The organism is Calditerrivibrio sp., from assembly GCF_049968475.1.
Lineage (GTDB): Bacteria > Chrysiogenota > Deferribacteres > Deferribacterales > Calditerrivibrionaceae > Calditerrivibrio > Calditerrivibrio nitroreducens_A.
Window position 1 is genome coordinate 43,913 of record NZ_JBMFQS010000005.1, and the last position, 18,936, is coordinate 62,848.

Below are 18,936 nucleotides of genomic sequence, written 5' to 3' on the forward strand. Positions count from 1 at the left end.
GATAATAATCAATTTTAATTAATGACAACAAGCTTAAAAGATGGAGGTAATTCGAATTTGACGGAGGGTTTAAAAGAAAAGCGGGTGGCGGGACTCGAACCCGTGACCTCAACCTTGGCAAGGTCGCGCTCTACCAACTGAGCTACACCCGCGATGGGACTGAACTTATAGATAATTTTTTTATAAATGTCAACTACTTTTTTAAAAAAAATTGTAATAAAATTGTTTATTTATATTTAATAGATATATTATTCTTTTTGATCAATAAGTTAAAATAGATGGTACGTGTTCAAAATAAAAAGGTGGGTTGCCCCACCTTAGTTTGTTATTTTTCTTATTTAAGGAATGTGTATTGATGCTCTGTGTGGTCTTTGTAGGTTCCATTCAATATAGCCACAACGTCTTCGATGAAGACAAGCTCCTCATTGGTAGGTATGACAAATACTTTTACTCTGGATTCTGGCGTTGATATCTCTGTTTCTCCAGATTTACTGAAGGTTTTTTTATTTTTTTCAAAGTCAATTATAATGCCTAAGTTTTCCAACCCCTGAAGGGCTTTTTCTCTTATCAGCCATGCATTTTCTCCAACACCGGCGGTAAAAACTATGGCATCTACTCTTCCAAGCACTGCATAGTAAGCCCCGATATATTTTTTTAATCGATATGCTTCAATTTCCAATGCCAGATTGCATCTATTATCCCCCTGTTCACTTCCGGCGATAACATCTCTTCTATCAGTGTATTTTCCGGTAATACCAAGAATGCCAGATTTTTTATTCAAAATATTATCCATCTCTTTGGGGGTTATGTTGAGTTGCTGCTGCATAAAAAGTGGTACCGCAGGGTCAAGATCCCCGCACCTTGTACCCATAACAGCTCCTTCCAGTGGTGTAAGCCCCATCGATGTGTCCACTGATACACCATTTTTAATAGCAGTATGAGATACGCCATTGCCTATATGCATTGTGATAATGTTGCACTCTTTTGCAGGTTTTCCAAGCAAAGCGGCTGCCCTTTTGGAAACATAAAGATGGCTTGTGCCATGGAATCCGTATCTTCTCACACCATATTTTTCGTACCATTCATATGGGACTGCGTAAAGATAGGCATACTCAGGCATTGTTTGGTGAAAAGCGGTGTCAAATATTGCCACATGAGGTACATCTGGTAAGACTTTCTGTGCCCCTCTGATACCAGCAAGATTGGGGGGATTATGTAGTGGCGCAAGATGCTGAACCTCTTCGATGGCCTTCACCACCTCTTCTGTAATCAATACACTTCTTTTAAACTTTTCCCCACCATGAACAACTCTGTGTCCTACTGCGGAAATTTCAGAAATTTTTGAAATTACCCCTTTTGTGGGGCTTTCCAATGTGTGCACCACAAGGTTTATGGCGGCGATATGATCGTGACATTCATATTCTTCCCTGTGAGTTTCTTTTCCAGGTACTTCATGGACGATGAAGGAATCTCCGATTCCTATCCTTTCAACAATCCCTTTTGCAACTACTTTTTGATTTTCCCAATCATACAATTGATATTTTACCGATGAACTTCCACAATTTAAAGCAAGGATCTTCATAAACTCCTCCTAAGCCTGCACTGCTGTGATGGCAGCTACATTTACGATATCCATATATTTACATCCTCTTGATAAATCGTTGACCGGCTTTCTAAGACCCTGAATGATTGGACCTATTGCCTCCGCCCCTGCTATCCTCTCCACAAGCTTGTATGCTATGTTGCCTGCGTCCAGATCCGGGAAGATAAGGACGTTTGCTTTACCGGCAACATTGCTACCTGGTGCTTTCTTTTCCCCAACAGCTTTAATAAGAGCGGCATCCGCTTGCATTTCACCATCTATCATCAGATCTGGGGATATCTCTCTTGCTATTTTCAATGCTTCTAATACTTTGTCGATGTCTGGATGCTGGGCACTTCCTTTGGTGGAGAATGATAGCATGGCCACTTTTGGTTCTTCCTCGAGGAAAGATCTGCAGCTATCCGCAGTGGCTATTGCTATTTCAGCCAGCTGTCTTGAATCTGGATTTGGGTTTACTGCACAATCAGCGAAAAGCATGGCACCATCTTTACCAAATTCTTTTTTATTTGTAACCATAATAAAACAACTTGAAACTGTGTTAATCCCAGTTTTTGTACCGATTACTCTGATGGCCGCCCTTAATACATCTGCAGTTGTGTTGCAGGCTCCGGTAACACACCCCTGAGCTATATCCTGCTCCACAAGCATAGCCCCAAAGTAAAGAATATCTTTCATACAATTTAAAGCTTCTTCTTCACTCATCCCCTTTGATTTCCTTTTATTATAGTATGCACCCGCAAAATCGTTTAGATATTTACTGGTGGTGGGGTTTATTATTTCGCAGCTAATAGGGTATCCTTTTGCTTTAAAAAGAGATTCTATTTTTTGTTCATCCCCAAGGACTATTACTTTTGCAAGCTTGTTTTGAACAATGGTGTGGGCTGCATCAATAGTTCTCTCATCATGACCTTCTGGTAAAACGATAGTTTTTTGCCTTTGTTTGGCCATTTCCCAAAATTTTTCCATTAGTGACATAAGGCACCTCTTAAATAGAATTATTTTTTATTTTAGCTGAAAAATATTATGCTGTCAAGTTAATATTAAAATAGTTTAATATCACAAAATATTTCTATGTTAAAACTGTCCTTTAAAGTATTTCAAGCTTAGATTCAAAAGTTTAGATATTGATCCTAGTGCATTTTTTAGCCTATTTTGGTTAAAAACGGAGAGCTCATTCGGGTTTATGTATTTACTTATTGTTCTACCATTTTCAGCATCTTTTATTTCTTTTGTAAGTGCAAGGTCCACGACGGTTTCATAGGCTGATATTATCTTAGTGACAGTTTCTTCGGATAATATTTCGTTCATCTTAAGTTGCTTAGCCCTATCGATCGTATTGAGTTGTCTGATGTTATTGCTGAGACTGAATGCTCTGACAATATCTGTGATGAATGTGAGGGCTGAATTCTTTAGGTTTAACATACCAGCATGTTCACCACTTTTTTCCACTATAAAATTCCCAAAAAATGTTATCGGTATCTTAAAATGTGTCTCCCTTTCAAGCATCTGTATGAGAAATAGGGGTCTGGAGGCAACTATCTTTAAAATAAAGTCCCTTAGATTTTCCACCAGCTCGATATTGCCGTAGAATGTGTCCATATCAAAAACGATATTTGACCATGTAAATCCCTTGTCTTCAGCGTTTAGTGTAATCACATCTATCTGTTTTTTCCATTGGGAGAGCTTTCGTGACATCTCGGGATTTGTGACCATCACATTCCCTTTGCATTTTTCATAACCAACGTAATCAAGCTTTTCGGTAAAAAGCTTTCCAAAATCCATCAGTATAGATATCTCTTCATCACCCAAATCGTCCCCAAAAATATATCCATTATCCTGATCCGGATTAAGCATCATCTCTTTTCGTGCTCCGCTACCCATAATTATGATTGCATAATTTAAGTCGGATATATTCTTTCCAGTGGAATTCTGGAATTCTTCAAGGCATAGTTTGTGAACCTTTTTTTGTATATTTATATGTATTGTGGAAATTGTTGGCAGGATTTCAGATGTCATTCTGCTATTGTCCAATAGATGTTTTACAACAATGTAAAGGTTATTTTTTATGGACTTTAGCTCTTCATAGGAACTGGCATTTTCAATGTTTAGGGTGAAGGTACTAGCTGTTGCATAAAATATCTTCAAAAGATCTTTATTTGAGACAATTCCTAAGGGTTTATCTTTTTCGGTGACAATAGCATAATCCTGATTTTTGGATTGCATTTCTGATAACACTTCTATGGATGGGTAATCTTTAGGCACCTTGATGGGATTAGTTTCCATAAAAAATGAGACATTTGCAGATAAATCTATATCTTCTTGTGAAAGAAATTTATGCACAATATGTTTTGATGTTATTAAACCTTTGACGTTGTTTTTTTTATCAGTTATGACCACCGAACCGATATTCTTTTTGCTCATCAGTTTTGAGGCATTTAGTATTGTGTCATCCTCATTCAAGGATTGGACGTTTTTAGTCATAAACGCAGATATCGGTTTGTAAGTCAACTGCAATGATTTGGTTGAACTGTCACCTTGAAGAAGTCTGAATCTTTCAGAAACAAGATTATAAAATCTATTTTTAAAAACTTCAAAATCACTAATTAATTTATAAATGCAGATTTCTGGAAAAAAAATCAATTTTACGAAATCTTTTGCTACTGCACTTACTAAATAAGTTGATTTACCTAAAAAGGTGGTTATTCCCAATATAGATCCATAACCCATTTCCGCAATAGGTTGTTCATTATTAATAAATAAGACTGAACCTTCTAAAACAAAATATACTCCTTTGTGATAAGTTTCATTCTTTTCAAAAAGTTTTTCATTTTTATTTAATTCAACTATAGATGAGTTTCCAAGTATTATTTTTAAATTTTTATCAGGTAAATCTGAGAACAAATAATGGTTTTTTAAATTAACTATTAATTTTTCAATATTATCTATCGTTATCTTGTTCATAATAAACTCCTTCTTTTAATTATAATGTAAATAAAAGATATTTGCAAGAGAAAATAATTTTAATAACTTGAATTATAAGTTAAAATTATTAATTTTTAGTAGATAAGTATGGATTTAGATCTAGTCGAGTTTAAAAAAAATTTAATTTTTATAATCCTAATATGTTTATTCACTATACAGGTATATTTCATAGTTATAAATGTGTTACCTAATTTTGTCTCTATTTATAAAATATTTAAAAAAAATGTTGACACATGTCTATAAAAGTGTTATTTTTAATACAAACAATGTTATATAAAATTTTAGGTTGAGTTTTTTACACCCAGTAAAAAAGGTCGGTTGGGTGGAGTAGTTAATAAAAGGTTTAAAATTTTTAAAATTAAAAAAATGTGAGGTGTTTTATGGACAAAAAAGCAAGAGAGGTGCTTGAATCACAAAAATTTAAGTCCCTTGTAGCAAAAAAGTGGACAATTAGTTATGTTTTACTGGCATTACTTTTTATAGTGTATTATGGCTATATTTTTCTCATCGCGCTTAACAAGTCAGCATTAGCTATTAAGGTTGGCCAGTATACTAATATTGGACTTATTCTGGGTGTACTTGTTATAGTTGCAGCATGGATTTTGACCGCTTACTATGTCTGGTGGGCAAACAACACCTACGACAAAGAAGTGGAAGAACTTAAAAAGATGTTATAATACCGGGAGGGATATTTATGGATAATGCAACTACTGCAGTACAACAGTTTTCTTTTGGTAAACCCAATACTTCATCAATTTTGTTTTTCTTTATAGTTGTTGCTATTACATTGCTTGCAACGTATTTTGCAGCTAAAAAATCACAAAAGACAGCCAGTTCTTATTACACAGCTGGTGGTGGTATATCTGGGTTTCAGAATGGTTTAGCCCTTGCTGGGGACTATATGTCTGCGGCATCGTTCCTTGGGATATCTGGTATGGTGGCTTTAAAAGGTTATGATGGTATAATTTATGCTGTTGGTTGGCTTGTGGGCTGGCCTGCGCTTCTTTTCCTCATAGCAGAACCCCTTAGAAACCTTGGTAAGTATAGCTTTGCAGATGTTGTGGCTTTTAGGTTGAATGCAAAACCGATTAGGACTGCGGCTGCTATTGGTGGTCTTTTAGTTTTACTTTCATATACGACTGCCCAGATGGTTGGCTCTGGATCACTCATCAAGCTTCTTTTTGGTATGTCATATGAGATGGCTGTTGTTATAGTGGGTGTTGCAATGCTTATATACCTTCTTTTGGGTGGTATGCTTGCAACAACATGGGTACAGATTATCAAAGCTACACTTCTTCTTGGTGGGGTAAGCTTGATCACTATTCTTGTTCTTGTTAAGTTTGGTTTCAATCCTGGTGAATTATACGGAGCTGTGGCTGCTAAATATGGGGATAAAGCCCTTGAACCTGGTGGCTTTATCAAAAGTGCTGCTGATGCTTTTTCTCTTGGTCTTGCATTGATGCTTGGTTTACTTGGTCTTCCACACATCCTTATGAGATTCTTCACCGTTCCAAATGCTAAAGAGGCCAGAAAGTCGATCGTATGGGCTACTACATGGATAGGTTATTTCTATATAATCATCCCAATAGTAGGTTTTGGTGCATCAGTGCTTGTCACAAGAGAAACAATCACATCCATCGATAAAGGTGGTAATATGGCGGCAGTAATGCTTGCTGAAGTGTTGGGCGGATCTCCTCTTATGGGTTTTATCTCTGCCGTTGCATTTGCTACGATTCTTGCGGTTGTGGCTGGTCTTACAATAGCCGCTTCAGCAGCTCTTGCAAATGACCTCTGGATTGGTGTTTTCAAAGGTGGACAGGCAACAGAGGCTGAAAAATATAAATCAGCAAAAGTGGCCACTTTCATTTACGGTATCGTTGCTATCTTTTTGGGGATTGCTTTTAAAGGACAAAACGTTGCCTTCCTTGTTGCTCTTGCATTTGCAGTGGCAGCAAGTGCAAACTTCCCAGCATTATTTATGTCCATAGTATGGAAGAAGTTTTCCACCACAGGTGCGGTTCTCTCTATCCTTGTGGGTGGTTTATCTGCTATGGTTCTTATCGTATTGGGGCCAACTGTCTGGGTGGATGTACTTAAAAATAGTGCTCCTATCTTCCCATATAAGTTTCCCACAATTTTCTCCCTTCCCCTTGCATTCATAGCAGGCTGGTTAGGATCTCTTATCACTCCAGATCAGAGAGCTCAGGAGCTTTTTGAAGATGAAAAATTAAGAACATACCTTGGTGTTGGTGCCGAAGGTGCCCATGACCATTAAAGTTTTCAGGGTGGAGAGTAATCTCCACCTTTTTTAAATTAAATCCGATATTTTCAAATCTATCTTATAATTTTCAATAACTTCAATCATTTTTATGAAAATCAGGGCAGTGGTGTAGATATCAAAATCTGCTCTGTGCCTTTTGCCATTGACAAGGATGTTTTCTATTCCAAAATAGGTTATAAGATTATCTAAATTGTAGCTTTTTAAATTAGGTGTGATCTTTTTTGCAATATTGATGGTATCTATTGTTATAAAGTCTTTTAGTCTAAGGTTACACATGTCTGAGAAATATTTTATAAAATTGTAATCGAAAGATATATTCTGACCTATTATGAATGGTGTATCTAAAAATTCTAAAAATTTTGGTAAAACTTCTTCTATTGTGGGGGAGTCTTTGACGATTTCGTTGCTTATTTTGTGTACTCTATAGGCGGAATAGGGGATAGGTATTTGAGGGTTTACTAGGGAATAAAATGAATTTTTGAGGTTTATTTTTAGCCCTTTTTCTATTTTCAGTGCGGCTATCTCCACTATTTTTGCACCTTTATACGGTGATATCCCTGTTGTTTCCAAATCGACTACAATGTAATCTATTTCATAAATACTTTTATTGAGCATTTTTCAAAAAATTGTAAAAATTTATGAAATCCTCAACTGATAGTTCTTCTGCCCTTACGTTGTTCCTTCCAAAAAATTCATCTATGAGATTTGTATCAATAATGCTATGTAGGTTGTTTTTAAGCATCTTTCTTTTAGCTGAGAAGCTGAGTTTCACAAGATTTAGAAAATCTTTTTCGTCCACATCGAATTGTCGTTTTTTAGGTATAAAATGAAGAACTGTTGATTCTACTTTTGTGGTTGGCCAGAAGTTGCCTCCTGATATATTGAGGATCTTTTTTATATCAAAAAAATATTGACAGAATACAGATAGAGAAGAGTAGCTCTTCTTTGATGGGGTGGATATAATCCGATCCGCCACCTCTTTTTGAAACATAAAAGTCATTGTGTTTATATTTTCTATTAATTCGGTACATTTTTCAAGAATAGGCACCGAAACATAATAAGGTAGATTACCAACCAGATTATATTTGCCATCGAGTAAGGATTTGTCGATTTTAGTAAAGTCGGAATGGATTATTTTGAAGTTTGGATAGAAATATAGATACCGTTTTAGAAAATCCACCAGCACTGCATCGATTTCTATGGCAGTAAGATCGGCACCCCTTTCTAATATTTTTACCGTTAATGCTCCACAACCTGGGCCGATTTCTAAAATCCTTGAATCTTTAGATACAGAGGTGGCGTCCAGAATCTTTTCTATGTAATGTTGATTTATGAGAAAATGTTGCCCAAGGGATTTTTTGGTTTTTGAAAATTCATTTTTATATATATTTACTAGATTTAACATTGTTTATCATTATATCTGCAGTTTTTATTGCTCTTAAAAGGCTTAATTCAGAGGCAATGTTTTTACCAGCTATGTCAAATGCAGTACCGTGATCCACTGATGTTCTTATGATGGGTAAGTTTAAGGTCACATTGACTGCATTGCCAAAACTTTCCATCTTTACAGGAATCAAGCCCTGATCATGATACATTGCCACGGCTATATCGCAAAATCCTGATAGCATCCTGGCGAAAAGTGAGTCGGCTGGGTATGGGCCTGTTGCGTTAATACCGATTTTCATGGCTTCTTCAATTGCAGGTTTTATTATAAGATCTTCTTCATTACCAATTGCCCCTTCATCACCAGCATGAGGGTTAAGTCCACATACTGCTATGTGTGGTTGAACATTCCCAAAATATCTTCCGGCGCTGTGTGCATTTTTTATGGCTTTTAATACTGATTCTTGTGTAATTTTATCCGGCAATGACTTTATCGGTGAATGGGTGGTGACGAGGACAGTTTTGATTTTATCCCCCACAAGCATCATTGAGTAATCATTTGAACCTGTCAGATGTGCAAGAAATTCTGTGTGTCCAGGGAATGGATAACCTGCTATGCTTATCGACTTTTTATTTATGGGGGCGGTGACTATTGCATCAATTTCTTTTTTTAGTGCCAGATTAACTGCCAATTCCACACAAAGCATCGATACCTTGCCACTTTCTGCGTTTACCTTACCCAAAGGGAATTTTTTTTCACCCTGGTATTCAGGTTCAATGACATCAAAATTTAGATTACCGAAACGCCTGAATATATCTTTAATCCCCACAACTTTTATATCATAATCTTCAAGGTTGTGATTTTTAAAAAGTTTATAGATGATCTCAGGGCCTATACCTGAAGGATCACCCATCGTGATAGCTATTCTATTTTTCATGAGGGGATAGTATAGTAATCTAGAAAATATTTCAAGATGAAATTAGTGTTGAAAATAACCATTTTTATAACATCTAAAGTTAAAGCTTTATCAAAAAGGGATCTGAAATTATTTTATTGGTTATGCTTTAGTTTTTCCAATTTTACAAAAGTATCATAGAGGGCGATACCTGTAAAAGAATCTGTTGGTGTGTAGGATGTGAGTATATTTGGGTGACCTTCTAAAAGTTTCTGACACTTATAGCAGAATAAGTAACCTTCACCACAGATCTCTGAGATTTTTATTTTTCCTGTAATGTTACCATTTTCATTTGAGATCTTTACCACTTCTTCATCAGTAAGATGATATTTTTGTGCATCTATTGGTGAGATATATATAAAGTTTTCCGCAAAATCTCCAAATCTTTGGGAGTTTAGATAGCTATAATGGGATCCTGTGATAAGCCTTAGACCTTCTGACTTATTTTCTATTAGCTGTAAAGAATCTGTTTTGTATTTTCGTCCTTTATATTCTTTTTTTTCTGGTAATGGTGGAAACCTAATATCAATTTTTACCTCTAACTCTTCTGAAATGGCTTTGATGATATCAATATCCGATAATTTATCAAAGACTTTATCTCTTGAGCGAAGCCTATTATCATAGAAGTAACTGCCGGATATATCTTCCTGAGCAAACATACCGTGCACCTTTATAAAATGGGTTGCAATCTCTGCTGTTTCGGTTTTGTTTGTATCCACCACCAAGAGAAAATTGATCTTTTTTAGAAGTTCTTCCAATTTTTTTGAAGATGGGTATGATATTAGAGAGTTGGAAGCCACAATAATTGCCCCGTGAAAAAAGCCTTTGTTTAAATAAGCGAGTATTTCTGAAATGTTAATTTTTTGGTTTTTAATATAAGGTTTAGGCAAACCATCTTTGGAGCTTCTAACGTAGTATAGATAGTTCAGGTTGTTTGTGAAATATGCTAATCTATTTATCCATCTTACGATGTTTTCACCGTTTTTGTATCTTTGTAAACCATAACCTGTGATTATTCCAGTTTTACCATTTTTGAAAGTATCCATGAGGTATTTTAGATCCTCTTCAGATACACTGCACTTTTCAAGCAGAAAATTTAGTTCGTATGGGATATCTTCTTTTGAAAGGTTTTTGATAATAGCTGCTGCCAGAAAGTTGTCAGAAGCAGGTCTGATTCTTATGTATCTATCTGAAATTTTAGCAGTTTTTCTGAGGATTGGATCTATGTAAATAATCTTTTTACCATCATTTTTAAGCTTTTTGAGATAGCTGTAAAGGTGCGGTGAAACGTTGTGGGCATCCCTACCAAATAGGACAATATTATCTACTTCCGAAAGATTTTCTACTGGAGGGTTAACGTAAACTCCGAAATCTTTTATATGGGCTGATTCACCAGTCTCAAGACATAAGGATCCATCTACGAAGTATATATTCGGAAAATGTGAAAAGAGCAGATCCCAGTAGTTCATCATATAGCCAAGACTACCAGATCCTCTTATGTATAAAATATTTTTATCTTTGTTTATTAACATATAGTTAACTATAGATTTTATTATTTCTTTAAGATCAGGATGTTCCTTTTGGCCGTTTGAATTTATGAAACTTAAATTGTTTGAAAAAACTTCCCTTTGTAAAAATTTTTTAAGTTTTGAACATACAAACTTACCACTGTTTTCCCTATTTTCAGGTATTATAGATAGACCATCGATATAGGCAAAGCATGCTTCAATACAATCTTTTGAGCAGATGAATTTTTTCATAAAATGTTTATGATTTTGGAATTTTTATTTTCTGTCCCTGTTTAAGACTCTTTATGTTGTTTAATTTTATGATGAGATCAGGGTTTGTATCATATTTACTGGCAAGTTTATATATTGTGTCCCCTTTTTGCACTTTATAAGTGATAAATTTTTGTTTTGTTGGAGTATTTTTGGCTGTCTTCTGTTTTATATTTGATTTGCTTGCAGTTTTGGATGAATTTTTGATGGGGATTTCAATATCCATACCAACTTTTAATTTTGTTATCCTGTTGTGGCTCTGGATGGCTTTAGCGGTTGTTTTATATCTATTTGCTATTTTTGCAAAAGTATCCCCCTTTTTCACTTTATAACTAATCGTTTCAATCTCTGGTTTGTCAGAAATGGCAGTCATGTTCTCTAACTTTTTGGTATCAATCACAACATTTCCATTTTCTGATGGAATAATTACAGGGAAACCTGCCCTGACAATCGGTTTCTTAAAACCGTTCATAGCCATTATACGATCAGGTGATGTCTTAAACTTTTTAGCGATATCAACTACCCTCGTTTTTTTGGCTGGGGTAAAGATCCTCACCTGTAAAAGCTCTTCAGGAGAATAACTATTCAAAACCGCCAGAACTTTATCTTTGTATCCCACTGGAATTTTAAGCTCAAAAGTATCAGATGGTGGAGTTATCCATCTTCTGAGAGAGGGGTTAAGCTCCATTATATTATTTAGCTCAATACCTGTCAATTTGCTTAATATGTAAAGATTTACAGGGTAATCCAATTTAACTTTTTCATAAACGATAGGCTGAATATCTGGATAATCAAAACCATATTCCATAAGATTCTTGTGTATAATCATAAGGGCTGTGTATTTTGGGACATAGTCTTTCGTTTCCTCTGTAAGATGTTTGTAGCTGGACAGCTCAAAATAATCTTCTGTGTTAAACTTATCGATTGCTTTTTGAATTCTGCCCGCACCAGCATTATAGGCCGCAAGAGCAAGAGACCAATCGTTGAATTTTTCGTATAGATCTTTTAGATGCCTTGCAGCTGCATCAGTTGATTTTTCAAAATCTTTTCTTTCATCCACCCAGTAATTTATTTTCAGGCCATAAAGTCTTCCGGTGGATTCCATAAATTGCCACATTCCTACTGCACCAGCCCTTGATCTTACAACTGGATCAAATCCACTTTCCGCAAGTGGTAAATAGGAAAGGTCTGTGGGCAAACCGTAGCTCTGAAATAGATCTTTAACATAAAATAGATATTTAAAAGAATTATTTATCCATCTCTGCATTGTGTTTCGGGAGGTTGTGGTAAATCTTTCGATATATTTTTTCACCCTATCGTTTATTGTTACTGGTACGTTAAAAGTTTCGGTTATGTTATCCAGAGTATTGTAATGTAGATTTAATTTTTTGTTGTCCTGAAATAGAAAAGATATGTCAAAGTCTGGTTTATATACCTTTGACAAATTTACTGAATCTTGTTTAGGTTTTTCCTGTTTGTTATCTTTATTTGAGCTAACGGCTACTTTTGGATTATTTTCTTCGGTATTTAAGAGATCAACAGTCGCAGTTGTCCTGATTTCGGGTGAATAGATGTAATGTGGCGATGATATTTTTATGTTTTGTATATCAAAGTTTTTCGTTTCTAGTGGTTTTGTGGATGTGTTTTGGTTAGAGACGGAGCCGGGTTTGGATAATCCGGCGCAACCTAAAAGTGATATTGATAAAAGCAACATTACTATCTTTTTCATCAAACAATTTTATAAAGATGTTTTAATGATATGTCAAGTCAAAATATGTAACATATTAACAGTTAGATGAAAAATATGTTTCTTTAAAAATTTGATTGATTTTTCTTTGTTTTATGTTATATTTAGTTTAACTAAACAAAGGAGGTTTCTATGTTGATAGTAGTAATAGATCCTGGATCCACTTCAACAAAGTTAGGTGTCTTCAAAAATCATAAAATAATAAAAAAAACGATATCCCATGATAGAAAAGAGATAGATGCCTGCCAAACAATTTTTGACCAAAAAGATTTTAGGTTTAATGTAATTAAACAAATCTTGGGGGAATTGTTAGATAATACTGAAAAAGTTGATGCGGTTGTAGGTAGGGGGGGGCTTATGAAGCCTATTCAGGGGGGTGTGTATAGAGTTAACGACAGGATGATAGAAGACTTAAAAGTTGGTGTGATGGGTCAGCATGCTGCAAATCTTGGGGGGATCATTGCCAGGGAATTGTCACTGATCTATGGTTGTGAAGCTTATATCACAAATCCTCCGGTGATTGATGAAATGCTTCCTATTGCTAAAGTATCCGGGTTTAAGGGTGTTGAAAGAAAAAGTATGTTCCATGCACTAAACCATAAGGCTACAGCACTGAAAGTATCAGAAAAGATAGGGAAAAGATATGAAGATATAAATCTTATAGTGGCTCATTTAGGTGGGGGTATATCTATAGGTATTCATTCGAAAGGGAAAGTTGTGGATGTAAATAATGCCCTTGACGGAGATGGCCCTTTTTCTCCGGAAAGGACTGGTGGGTTGCCTGTGGATGGTGTTCTGGAGCTTTTAAAAAAGAATCTGTATACAATTGATGAATTAAGATCGGTTGTGTCCAGAAAAGGTGGGTTATATTCTTATTTAAATACAATCGATCTAAAAGAGGTTGAAAAAATGATAGACAATGGGGATGAAAATGCTAAATTATACTATGAGGCTATGGGATATCAGGTTTCTAAAGAGATAGGTGCTCTATCAACCGTTGTAAATGGCAATTTGGATGGTATTGTCCTAACAGGTGGGCTTGCTTATAGCGACAGATTCGTAAAACTTATTACGGATAGGATATCATTTTTAGGTAGGATATTTGTTGAGCCGGGTGAGAATGAGATAGAAGCCCTTATAGATGCTGGAATAAGAGTTTTAAGTGGTAAAGAGATTCCAAAAGAATATAGTTAGGAGTATGTTATGATTGAAATAGGTAGTAATATCAAGAAAATCATCGATACGGAGCAGATAGATGTAGAATTTTTACTAAAGCAGGTAAATTTATCGGAGGAAGAGTTTAAAGCTATTCTTGAAAATGAGATCAAACCAACTGTATCAACACTTCTGAAGCTTTCAAGGGCTTTAAACAAAGATCTTTCCCTTCTTATCTATGGTAATGAATTTAAGCCGAAAAAGGCTGTTGCCACAAGAAGAGATGAGAGAGTTCCGGTCAGGAGAAGAAGAGGTTATGATTACGAGAGCCTTGCCCCATTTTATATCGGAAGGAGTATGGAACCTTTGATCGTGGATGTGAGAAGGGATGAAAAACAGGAATTTAGCGCACATAAAGGTGAAGAGTTTCATTACGTTATGAGTGGAAAGGTTAAGACAGTTGTTGGTGAAGAGGAATTTATTCTTGAAGATGGTGACACGCTATACTTTGATTCATCCATTCCCCATTGTATCAATTCTATTACAGATTATTCAAGGCTTTTAGTGGTGGTATTTAATTCGGAGTCTATGGTGCATCAGGTGAAAGGGAAGAAGATGAGGGATATGGTACAGGCGGCAAAACTGTTGCCCAAGAAAAATATATCTCTGATCTGTCCGGATGATTCATCCCTCGGAGCTGGAAATAGAGCCATCGAAGAGGGGATTGTGGATAAGATATATCTTGTGGGGAACATCGCCAAAACGGAAGCTTATTGTAAAGGTTTTTTAAATTACAAAAATCACTACGAATTTGTGGATCTGGATGTCACGGACAATTATGAGCTTGATGCGGCCAGAAAAGGGGTGGAGATAATCAGAAGGGGAGATGGCCATTTGATTATGAAGGGTAAGATAAATACCCAGAATTTCGTAAAAGCTATACTGGATAAAGAAAAAGGTTTAAATATAGGGAGAAGATTATCTCTTGTAAGCATTTTTGAGCTACCTTCCGTTGATAGACTTATATTTCTCACCGATCCGGCGATTAATCCATCACTTTTTATAAATGATAAGCTTGAATCGAGCTTTGATATACTAAAAAATGCAATCGAAGCTGCCAAAAGTCTTGGGGTTGATAAACCGAGGGTTGCCCTACTTGATGCAAATGAGGTTCCATCTTCCAAAATCCCCACCAGTCTACTTGAAAAACAGCTATCAGAAATAAATTGGGAGGATGCTTACGTATATGGTCCGTTGTCTTATGACCTTGCACTTTATCCAGATTCTGTTGAAAAAAAAGGTTTGAAGGATAATCCTGTGGCTGGAAAGGCGGATATACTAGTGGTTCCTCACATAGAAGGAGGTAATTTTCTCTACAAGGCTTGGGTGATGACTATGGGGGTGGAGGTGGCTAATCTTGTCTTGGGTGCTGCCTGCCCGGTGATACTCACCTCCAGAAGTGATGGGGAGATGACAAAGTTTCTTACAATATGCGCAAGCTCTATATTTAGCTCCCATTCGGGGAAGCTTTAGTATCAAACAGAAACTTTTTTTGAATTAGATATATAAAAACTCTTGACTTTTTGCAACTGAGTTGCAATTATAATTATGAAACTTAGTTGCAAAATCAGGGGTGCTTTATGAGAAAAATATTTTTTACCTTTTTTCTGCTGTTTTCTTTAGTTACGGCAAATGCCTCAGAGAGGATGATAGCAGTAACAATTTTGCCTCAAAAGTTCATCACCGAAAAGATTGTCGGAAATCTCTGGACGGTCATATCGATCATACCTGAAGGGGCAAATCCACATACGTATGAACCTAAAATTAACACTTTAAAAAATGTCAGCGCTGCATCTGCTTATCTGAGTCTTGAAGAGGTGCTGGATGAGATATGGGTAAAAAAGATTCTTAATGTAAACCCAAAAATTAAAATATATCGTATGGATAAAGGGGTGGAAAAGTTGAGGATGTCGGATGACGATCATCATCATGGCAAAAAACTGTTTCACGATCCCCATATATGGCTTTCACTGGAGAATATGAAAATAATTGCACAAAATACAAAAGATATCCTTTTAAGTATTGATCCTGCCAATAAAACAAGTTATGAAAAAAATTACGAACAGCTGGTAAAAGAGATCGATATGTTAAAAAATGAAGTATCTTCGCGCTTGATCACTAAAAAAAATAAAAGTTTTTTAGTATTCCATCCTTCATGGGGGTATTTTGCCAGAGATTTTGGTTTAAACCAGGTTTCCATAGAGTTTGAGGGGAAAGAGCCTTCTCCTAAAAGGTTGAAAGAAATAATATCTTTTGCTAAAAGTAAGAATATTAAAGTTATCTTTGTACAGCCTCAGATTTCGAGTACCACTGTGGAAACCCTTGCAAAAGAGCTCGGAGCTAGAATTGTAAAGATAAATCCACTGGAATACGATTGGCTTAAAAATATGAAATATGTATCACAGGAAATTGCAGATGGGTTAGAGTAAAATTGAAAACGATAGTTGATCTACAAAGGATCTATTTTAAATATGATAATGAAGATTTCTGGATACTTGAAGATGTTAATCTTACGCTAAAAGAAGGGGACTATCTAATTATAGTTGGACCAAATGGGGGTGGGAAGACCACGCTGATAAAGGTAATGTTAGGGCTTCTAACCCCCACAAAAGGATTAGTAAATCTGAATATAAAACAATCAGATATAGGGTATCTGCCGCAGTATATATCATTGAAAAGAGATTTCCCCATCAAGGTAAAGGATGTTATTCTTTTAGGATTGCCCAGGGGGAAAGTTTTTTCAAATGAATACTTTGAGGAAATCGTAAGTGAACTTAAAATAGGCGAACTTCTTCATAAAAGGGTATCTGAACTTTCAGGTGGTCAGCTGCAAAGGGTGCTTTTAGCAAGGGCGGTGATTTCAAAACCAAGGCTTCTAATTCTTGATGAACCTACATCCAATATCGACCCCTATGGTACATTCTGTTTTTTTTCATATCTTGAAAAGTTGAATAAATATATGACAATAGTGATGGTCACCCATAATCTAGGTCTTATCATGTCTGGAGTAAAATCTGTTGCCTGTGTGAATAGAAAATTGATATTTATGGACAAGCCCCAGATAAATCAGGAGATGATAGAGCTGATGTATGGTGTTCATGATCAGCATAGCTGCCATTTGGGGCAATACCTTCACGATGAAATAGAGCATATCTCCAGGGGAGGTATTATCTGATGGATGGGTTTTTTGATTATATATTCTTAAAAAATGCAATCTATGGGATAATTTTAAGCAGTTTTATATGTGGAATAGTGGGTAGTATTGTGGTTGTAAATAGAATAGTGTCCCTTGCCGGTAGTATAGCCCATGCTGCTTATGGTGGTGTGGGGATAGCCTTCTATTTTGGTTTACCCGTTACAGCCACAACTATGGTTTTTTCTTCGATATCCGGATTTATCGTAGGGTTTTTAACCGAAAAAGAAAATGCCCTTTCAGACTCATTTATAGGAATGATCTGGGCGTTTGGTATGGCTCTGGGGATTATACTCACCGATCTTACTCCTGGATATAATGCAGATTTGATGTCCTATCTGTTTGGTAATGTCCTTACCATTACAGATATAGATCTTATATTATCCGGGATACTTTTATCGTTGATCTTAATACTTCTTATTTTAAATTATAAAACTGTGGTTCTTGTATCATTTGACAAAGATTATTCAAGGGTGGTGGGGTACAGAGTAAATATCATTTACTATATTATGCTCATCATGGTTTCCCTTTCAATCGTAATACTTATCAAAATGACGGGTATTATCCTTGTAATGGCTATGCTCACCATACCCCAGAGCATTGCAATAAAAAGATGTAAAAGTCTTTCATCTATGATGGTTTTGTCAAGCATCATTGCCCTTTTGTTCTCCATTATAGGGTTTATCATTGCCTACCGTTTTAATCTTTCCACCGGAGCAACGATAATCCTCTTTTCTGTAATTGTATATTTTATAGACACGCTGGTAAACTATGTCAAAAGATAATGCTGAAGAGATTTTAAAAAGATTCAATATCAGGCCTAATCGTAATAGAATCAAAATCTTAAATGCCATCATCGGTCAGGATCATACCATCTCGGCAGTTGAGTTAATCGGTGACTTAAAGGATATAGATAAAACAACCATTTATAGAACATTAGAGTTGTTTGAAAAGAGGATGATCATTATGAAAGATGTGGATTTAGATGGGGTGGGGCATTACTGTGTAAGGTTAGAGCAAACAGAGCCACACACACATTTCTACTGCAGGGAATGCCATAAAACTATCTGTAAAGAGATTGACAAATCTATTGAATTAAATATAGTAGATGAAATGGTGGACAGCATCGAAATAAAGATAGTGGGGGTATGTAAAAATTGTCTTCAGAAAAAGAGATCCTGATCTTTGACCTTGATGGAACAATCCTTGATACAATTGATGATATCCATAGCTCACTGATGAATACGCTAAGATATTTTAATTTCCCGACATTTGATATCTCAATCACAAAGCAGTACGTAGGTGATGGGATAAAAAAGCTTGTGGAAAGGGCAGTGGGCGAAGATAATTTTAAAGATGAACATGAGAGACATTTTAGAGCTGTTTACAAAGAAAATCTTGTCAACCAGACAAAGCCTTTTACTTCAATACTTAACGTTCTTGAGAGATTAAAAGATAGATACATCATGGCTATTCTTTCTAATAAATCATTTGAAATGACGGATTATCTCGTAAAACATTTTAAATTGGATAACTATTTTGTAAGATGGTATGGAGGCGATTCTTTTGTGGAGAAAAAACCTTCCCCTTTGCCCATTTACGAAATTATAAAAATTACACGCTCAAAAAAAGATGGATATTTAATTGGTGATAACTACACGGATGTGGAGTCTGGAAATAGAGCAGGTCTTAAAACTATTTTCTGTAGATACGGTTATGGTAAGCTTTATGGTCAACAGCCGGATTATTTTGTGGATACTCCGGAAGAGCTTTTGAATATACTTATCTGATCTGGGGC

Annotated in this window: 17 protein-coding genes and 1 tRNA gene; 9 read left to right on the plus strand and 9 right to left on the minus strand. The window is 35.7% G+C overall.

What is annotated here, in order from left to right; translation table 11 throughout:
• Positions 1-79: 79 nt before the first annotated feature.
• From ACP5Q2_RS05780 to ACP5Q2_RS05795, 4 genes are all read right to left on the minus strand, one after another.
• A tRNA-Gly gene (locus ACP5Q2_RS05780) sits at positions 80-152 on the minus strand.
• A gap of 182 nt (positions 153-334) precedes the next feature.
• Positions 335-1,582 (minus strand): acetate kinase, encoded by a 1,248-nt coding sequence (locus tag ACP5Q2_RS05785; protein WP_428098125.1) that lies wholly within the window; start codon positions 1,580-1,582, stop codon positions 335-337.
• 9 nt (positions 1,583-1,591) lie between these two features.
• Entirely contained in the window at positions 1,592-2,578 is a 987-nt protein-coding gene (gene pta, locus ACP5Q2_RS05790) for a phosphate acetyltransferase (RefSeq protein ID WP_428098128.1), read from the minus strand.
• A 99-nt stretch (positions 2,579-2,677) separates the two neighbouring features.
• Positions 2,678-4,564, minus strand: a complete 1,887-nt coding sequence (locus tag ACP5Q2_RS05795) for a putative nucleotidyltransferase substrate binding domain-containing protein (RefSeq protein ID WP_428098131.1) — start codon at positions 4,562-4,564, stop codon at positions 2,678-2,680.
• A gap of 401 nt (positions 4,565-4,965) precedes the next feature.
• Between ACP5Q2_RS05795 and ACP5Q2_RS05800 the strand changes: the two genes are divergently transcribed.
• Together ACP5Q2_RS05800 and ACP5Q2_RS05805 are read left to right on the plus strand one after the other, a co-directional pair.
• Positions 4,966-5,262 (plus strand): DUF485 domain-containing protein, encoded by a 297-nt coding sequence (locus ACP5Q2_RS05800; protein ID WP_428098134.1) that lies wholly within the window; start codon positions 4,966-4,968, stop codon positions 5,260-5,262.
• Positions 5,263-5,279: 17 nt separating this feature from the next.
• On the plus strand, positions 5,280-6,860 hold the full coding sequence (locus ACP5Q2_RS05805; RefSeq protein ID WP_428098136.1) for a sodium:solute symporter family transporter: 1,581 nt from the start codon (positions 5,280-5,282) through the stop codon (positions 6,858-6,860).
• Between the two features lie 33 nt (positions 6,861-6,893).
• Here ACP5Q2_RS05805 and ACP5Q2_RS05810 read toward each other — a convergent pair whose 3' ends face one another.
• The 5 genes from ACP5Q2_RS05810 to ACP5Q2_RS05830 form a co-directional block, all read right to left on the minus strand.
• Positions 6,894-7,481 (minus strand): 3'-5' exonuclease, encoded by a 588-nt coding sequence (locus ACP5Q2_RS05810; protein WP_424605407.1) that lies wholly within the window; start codon positions 7,479-7,481, stop codon positions 6,894-6,896.
• The gene (gene rsmA, locus ACP5Q2_RS05815; RefSeq protein ID WP_428098140.1) at positions 7,471-8,271 is read right to left on the minus strand and encodes a 16S rRNA (adenine(1518)-N(6)/adenine(1519)-N(6))-dimethyltransferase RsmA; all 801 of its coding nucleotides are present in this window, start codon (positions 8,269-8,271) and stop codon (positions 7,471-7,473) included. The genes ACP5Q2_RS05810 and rsmA overlap by 11 nt, the downstream gene beginning before the upstream one ends.
• Positions 8,246-9,187, minus strand: a complete 942-nt coding sequence (gene pdxA, locus ACP5Q2_RS05820) for a 4-hydroxythreonine-4-phosphate dehydrogenase PdxA (protein ID WP_428098143.1) — start codon at positions 9,185-9,187, stop codon at positions 8,246-8,248. Before pdxA ends, rsmA begins: the two co-directional genes overlap by 26 nt.
• A 113-nt stretch (positions 9,188-9,300) precedes the next feature.
• A complete protein-coding gene (locus tag ACP5Q2_RS05825; RefSeq protein ID WP_428098146.1) occupies positions 9,301-10,965 on the minus strand; it encodes a molybdopterin-dependent oxidoreductase in 1,665 nt (554 codons plus the stop codon).
• Between the two features lie 7 nt (positions 10,966-10,972).
• Positions 10,973-12,712, minus strand: a complete 1,740-nt coding sequence (locus ACP5Q2_RS05830) for a LysM peptidoglycan-binding domain-containing protein (RefSeq protein ID WP_428098148.1) — start codon at positions 12,710-12,712, stop codon at positions 10,973-10,975.
• Positions 12,713-12,862: 150 nt separating this feature from the next.
• On the opposite strand from ACP5Q2_RS05830, the gene buk reads away from it, so the two are divergent.
• From buk to ACP5Q2_RS05865, 7 genes are all read left to right on the plus strand, one after another.
• Complete coding sequence (gene buk / locus ACP5Q2_RS05835) at positions 12,863-13,924, plus strand: butyrate kinase (protein ID WP_424605412.1); 1,062 nt, start codon at positions 12,863-12,865, stop codon at positions 13,922-13,924.
• Between the two features lie 9 nt (positions 13,925-13,933).
• The gene (locus ACP5Q2_RS05840) at positions 13,934-15,418 is read left to right on the plus strand and encodes a phosphate acyltransferase (RefSeq protein ID WP_428098152.1); all 1,485 of its coding nucleotides are present in this window, start codon (positions 13,934-13,936) and stop codon (positions 15,416-15,418) included.
• A gap of 107 nt (positions 15,419-15,525) precedes the next feature.
• Entirely contained in the window at positions 15,526-16,374 is an 849-nt protein-coding gene (locus ACP5Q2_RS05845; protein ID WP_428098155.1) for a metal ABC transporter solute-binding protein, Zn/Mn family, read from the plus strand.
• A 2-nt stretch (positions 16,375-16,376) separates the two neighbouring features.
• Complete coding sequence (locus ACP5Q2_RS05850; RefSeq protein ID WP_424605415.1) at positions 16,377-17,120, plus strand: metal ABC transporter ATP-binding protein; 744 nt, start codon at positions 16,377-16,379, stop codon at positions 17,118-17,120.
• Entirely contained in the window at positions 17,120-17,923 is an 804-nt protein-coding gene (locus ACP5Q2_RS05855; protein WP_428098158.1) for a metal ABC transporter permease, read from the plus strand. The genes ACP5Q2_RS05850 and ACP5Q2_RS05855 overlap by 1 nt, the downstream gene beginning before the upstream one ends.
• Positions 17,910-18,320: a Fur family transcriptional regulator gene (locus ACP5Q2_RS05860; RefSeq protein ID WP_424605417.1), complete on the plus strand. Its 411-nt coding sequence runs from the start codon at positions 17,910-17,912 to the stop codon at positions 18,318-18,320. The genes ACP5Q2_RS05855 and ACP5Q2_RS05860 overlap by 14 nt, the downstream gene beginning before the upstream one ends.
• Entirely contained in the window at positions 18,296-18,928 is a 633-nt protein-coding gene (locus ACP5Q2_RS05865) for an HAD family hydrolase (RefSeq protein ID WP_424605418.1), read from the plus strand. Before ACP5Q2_RS05860 ends, ACP5Q2_RS05865 begins: the two co-directional genes overlap by 25 nt.
• Positions 18,929-18,936 lie beyond the last annotated feature (8 nt).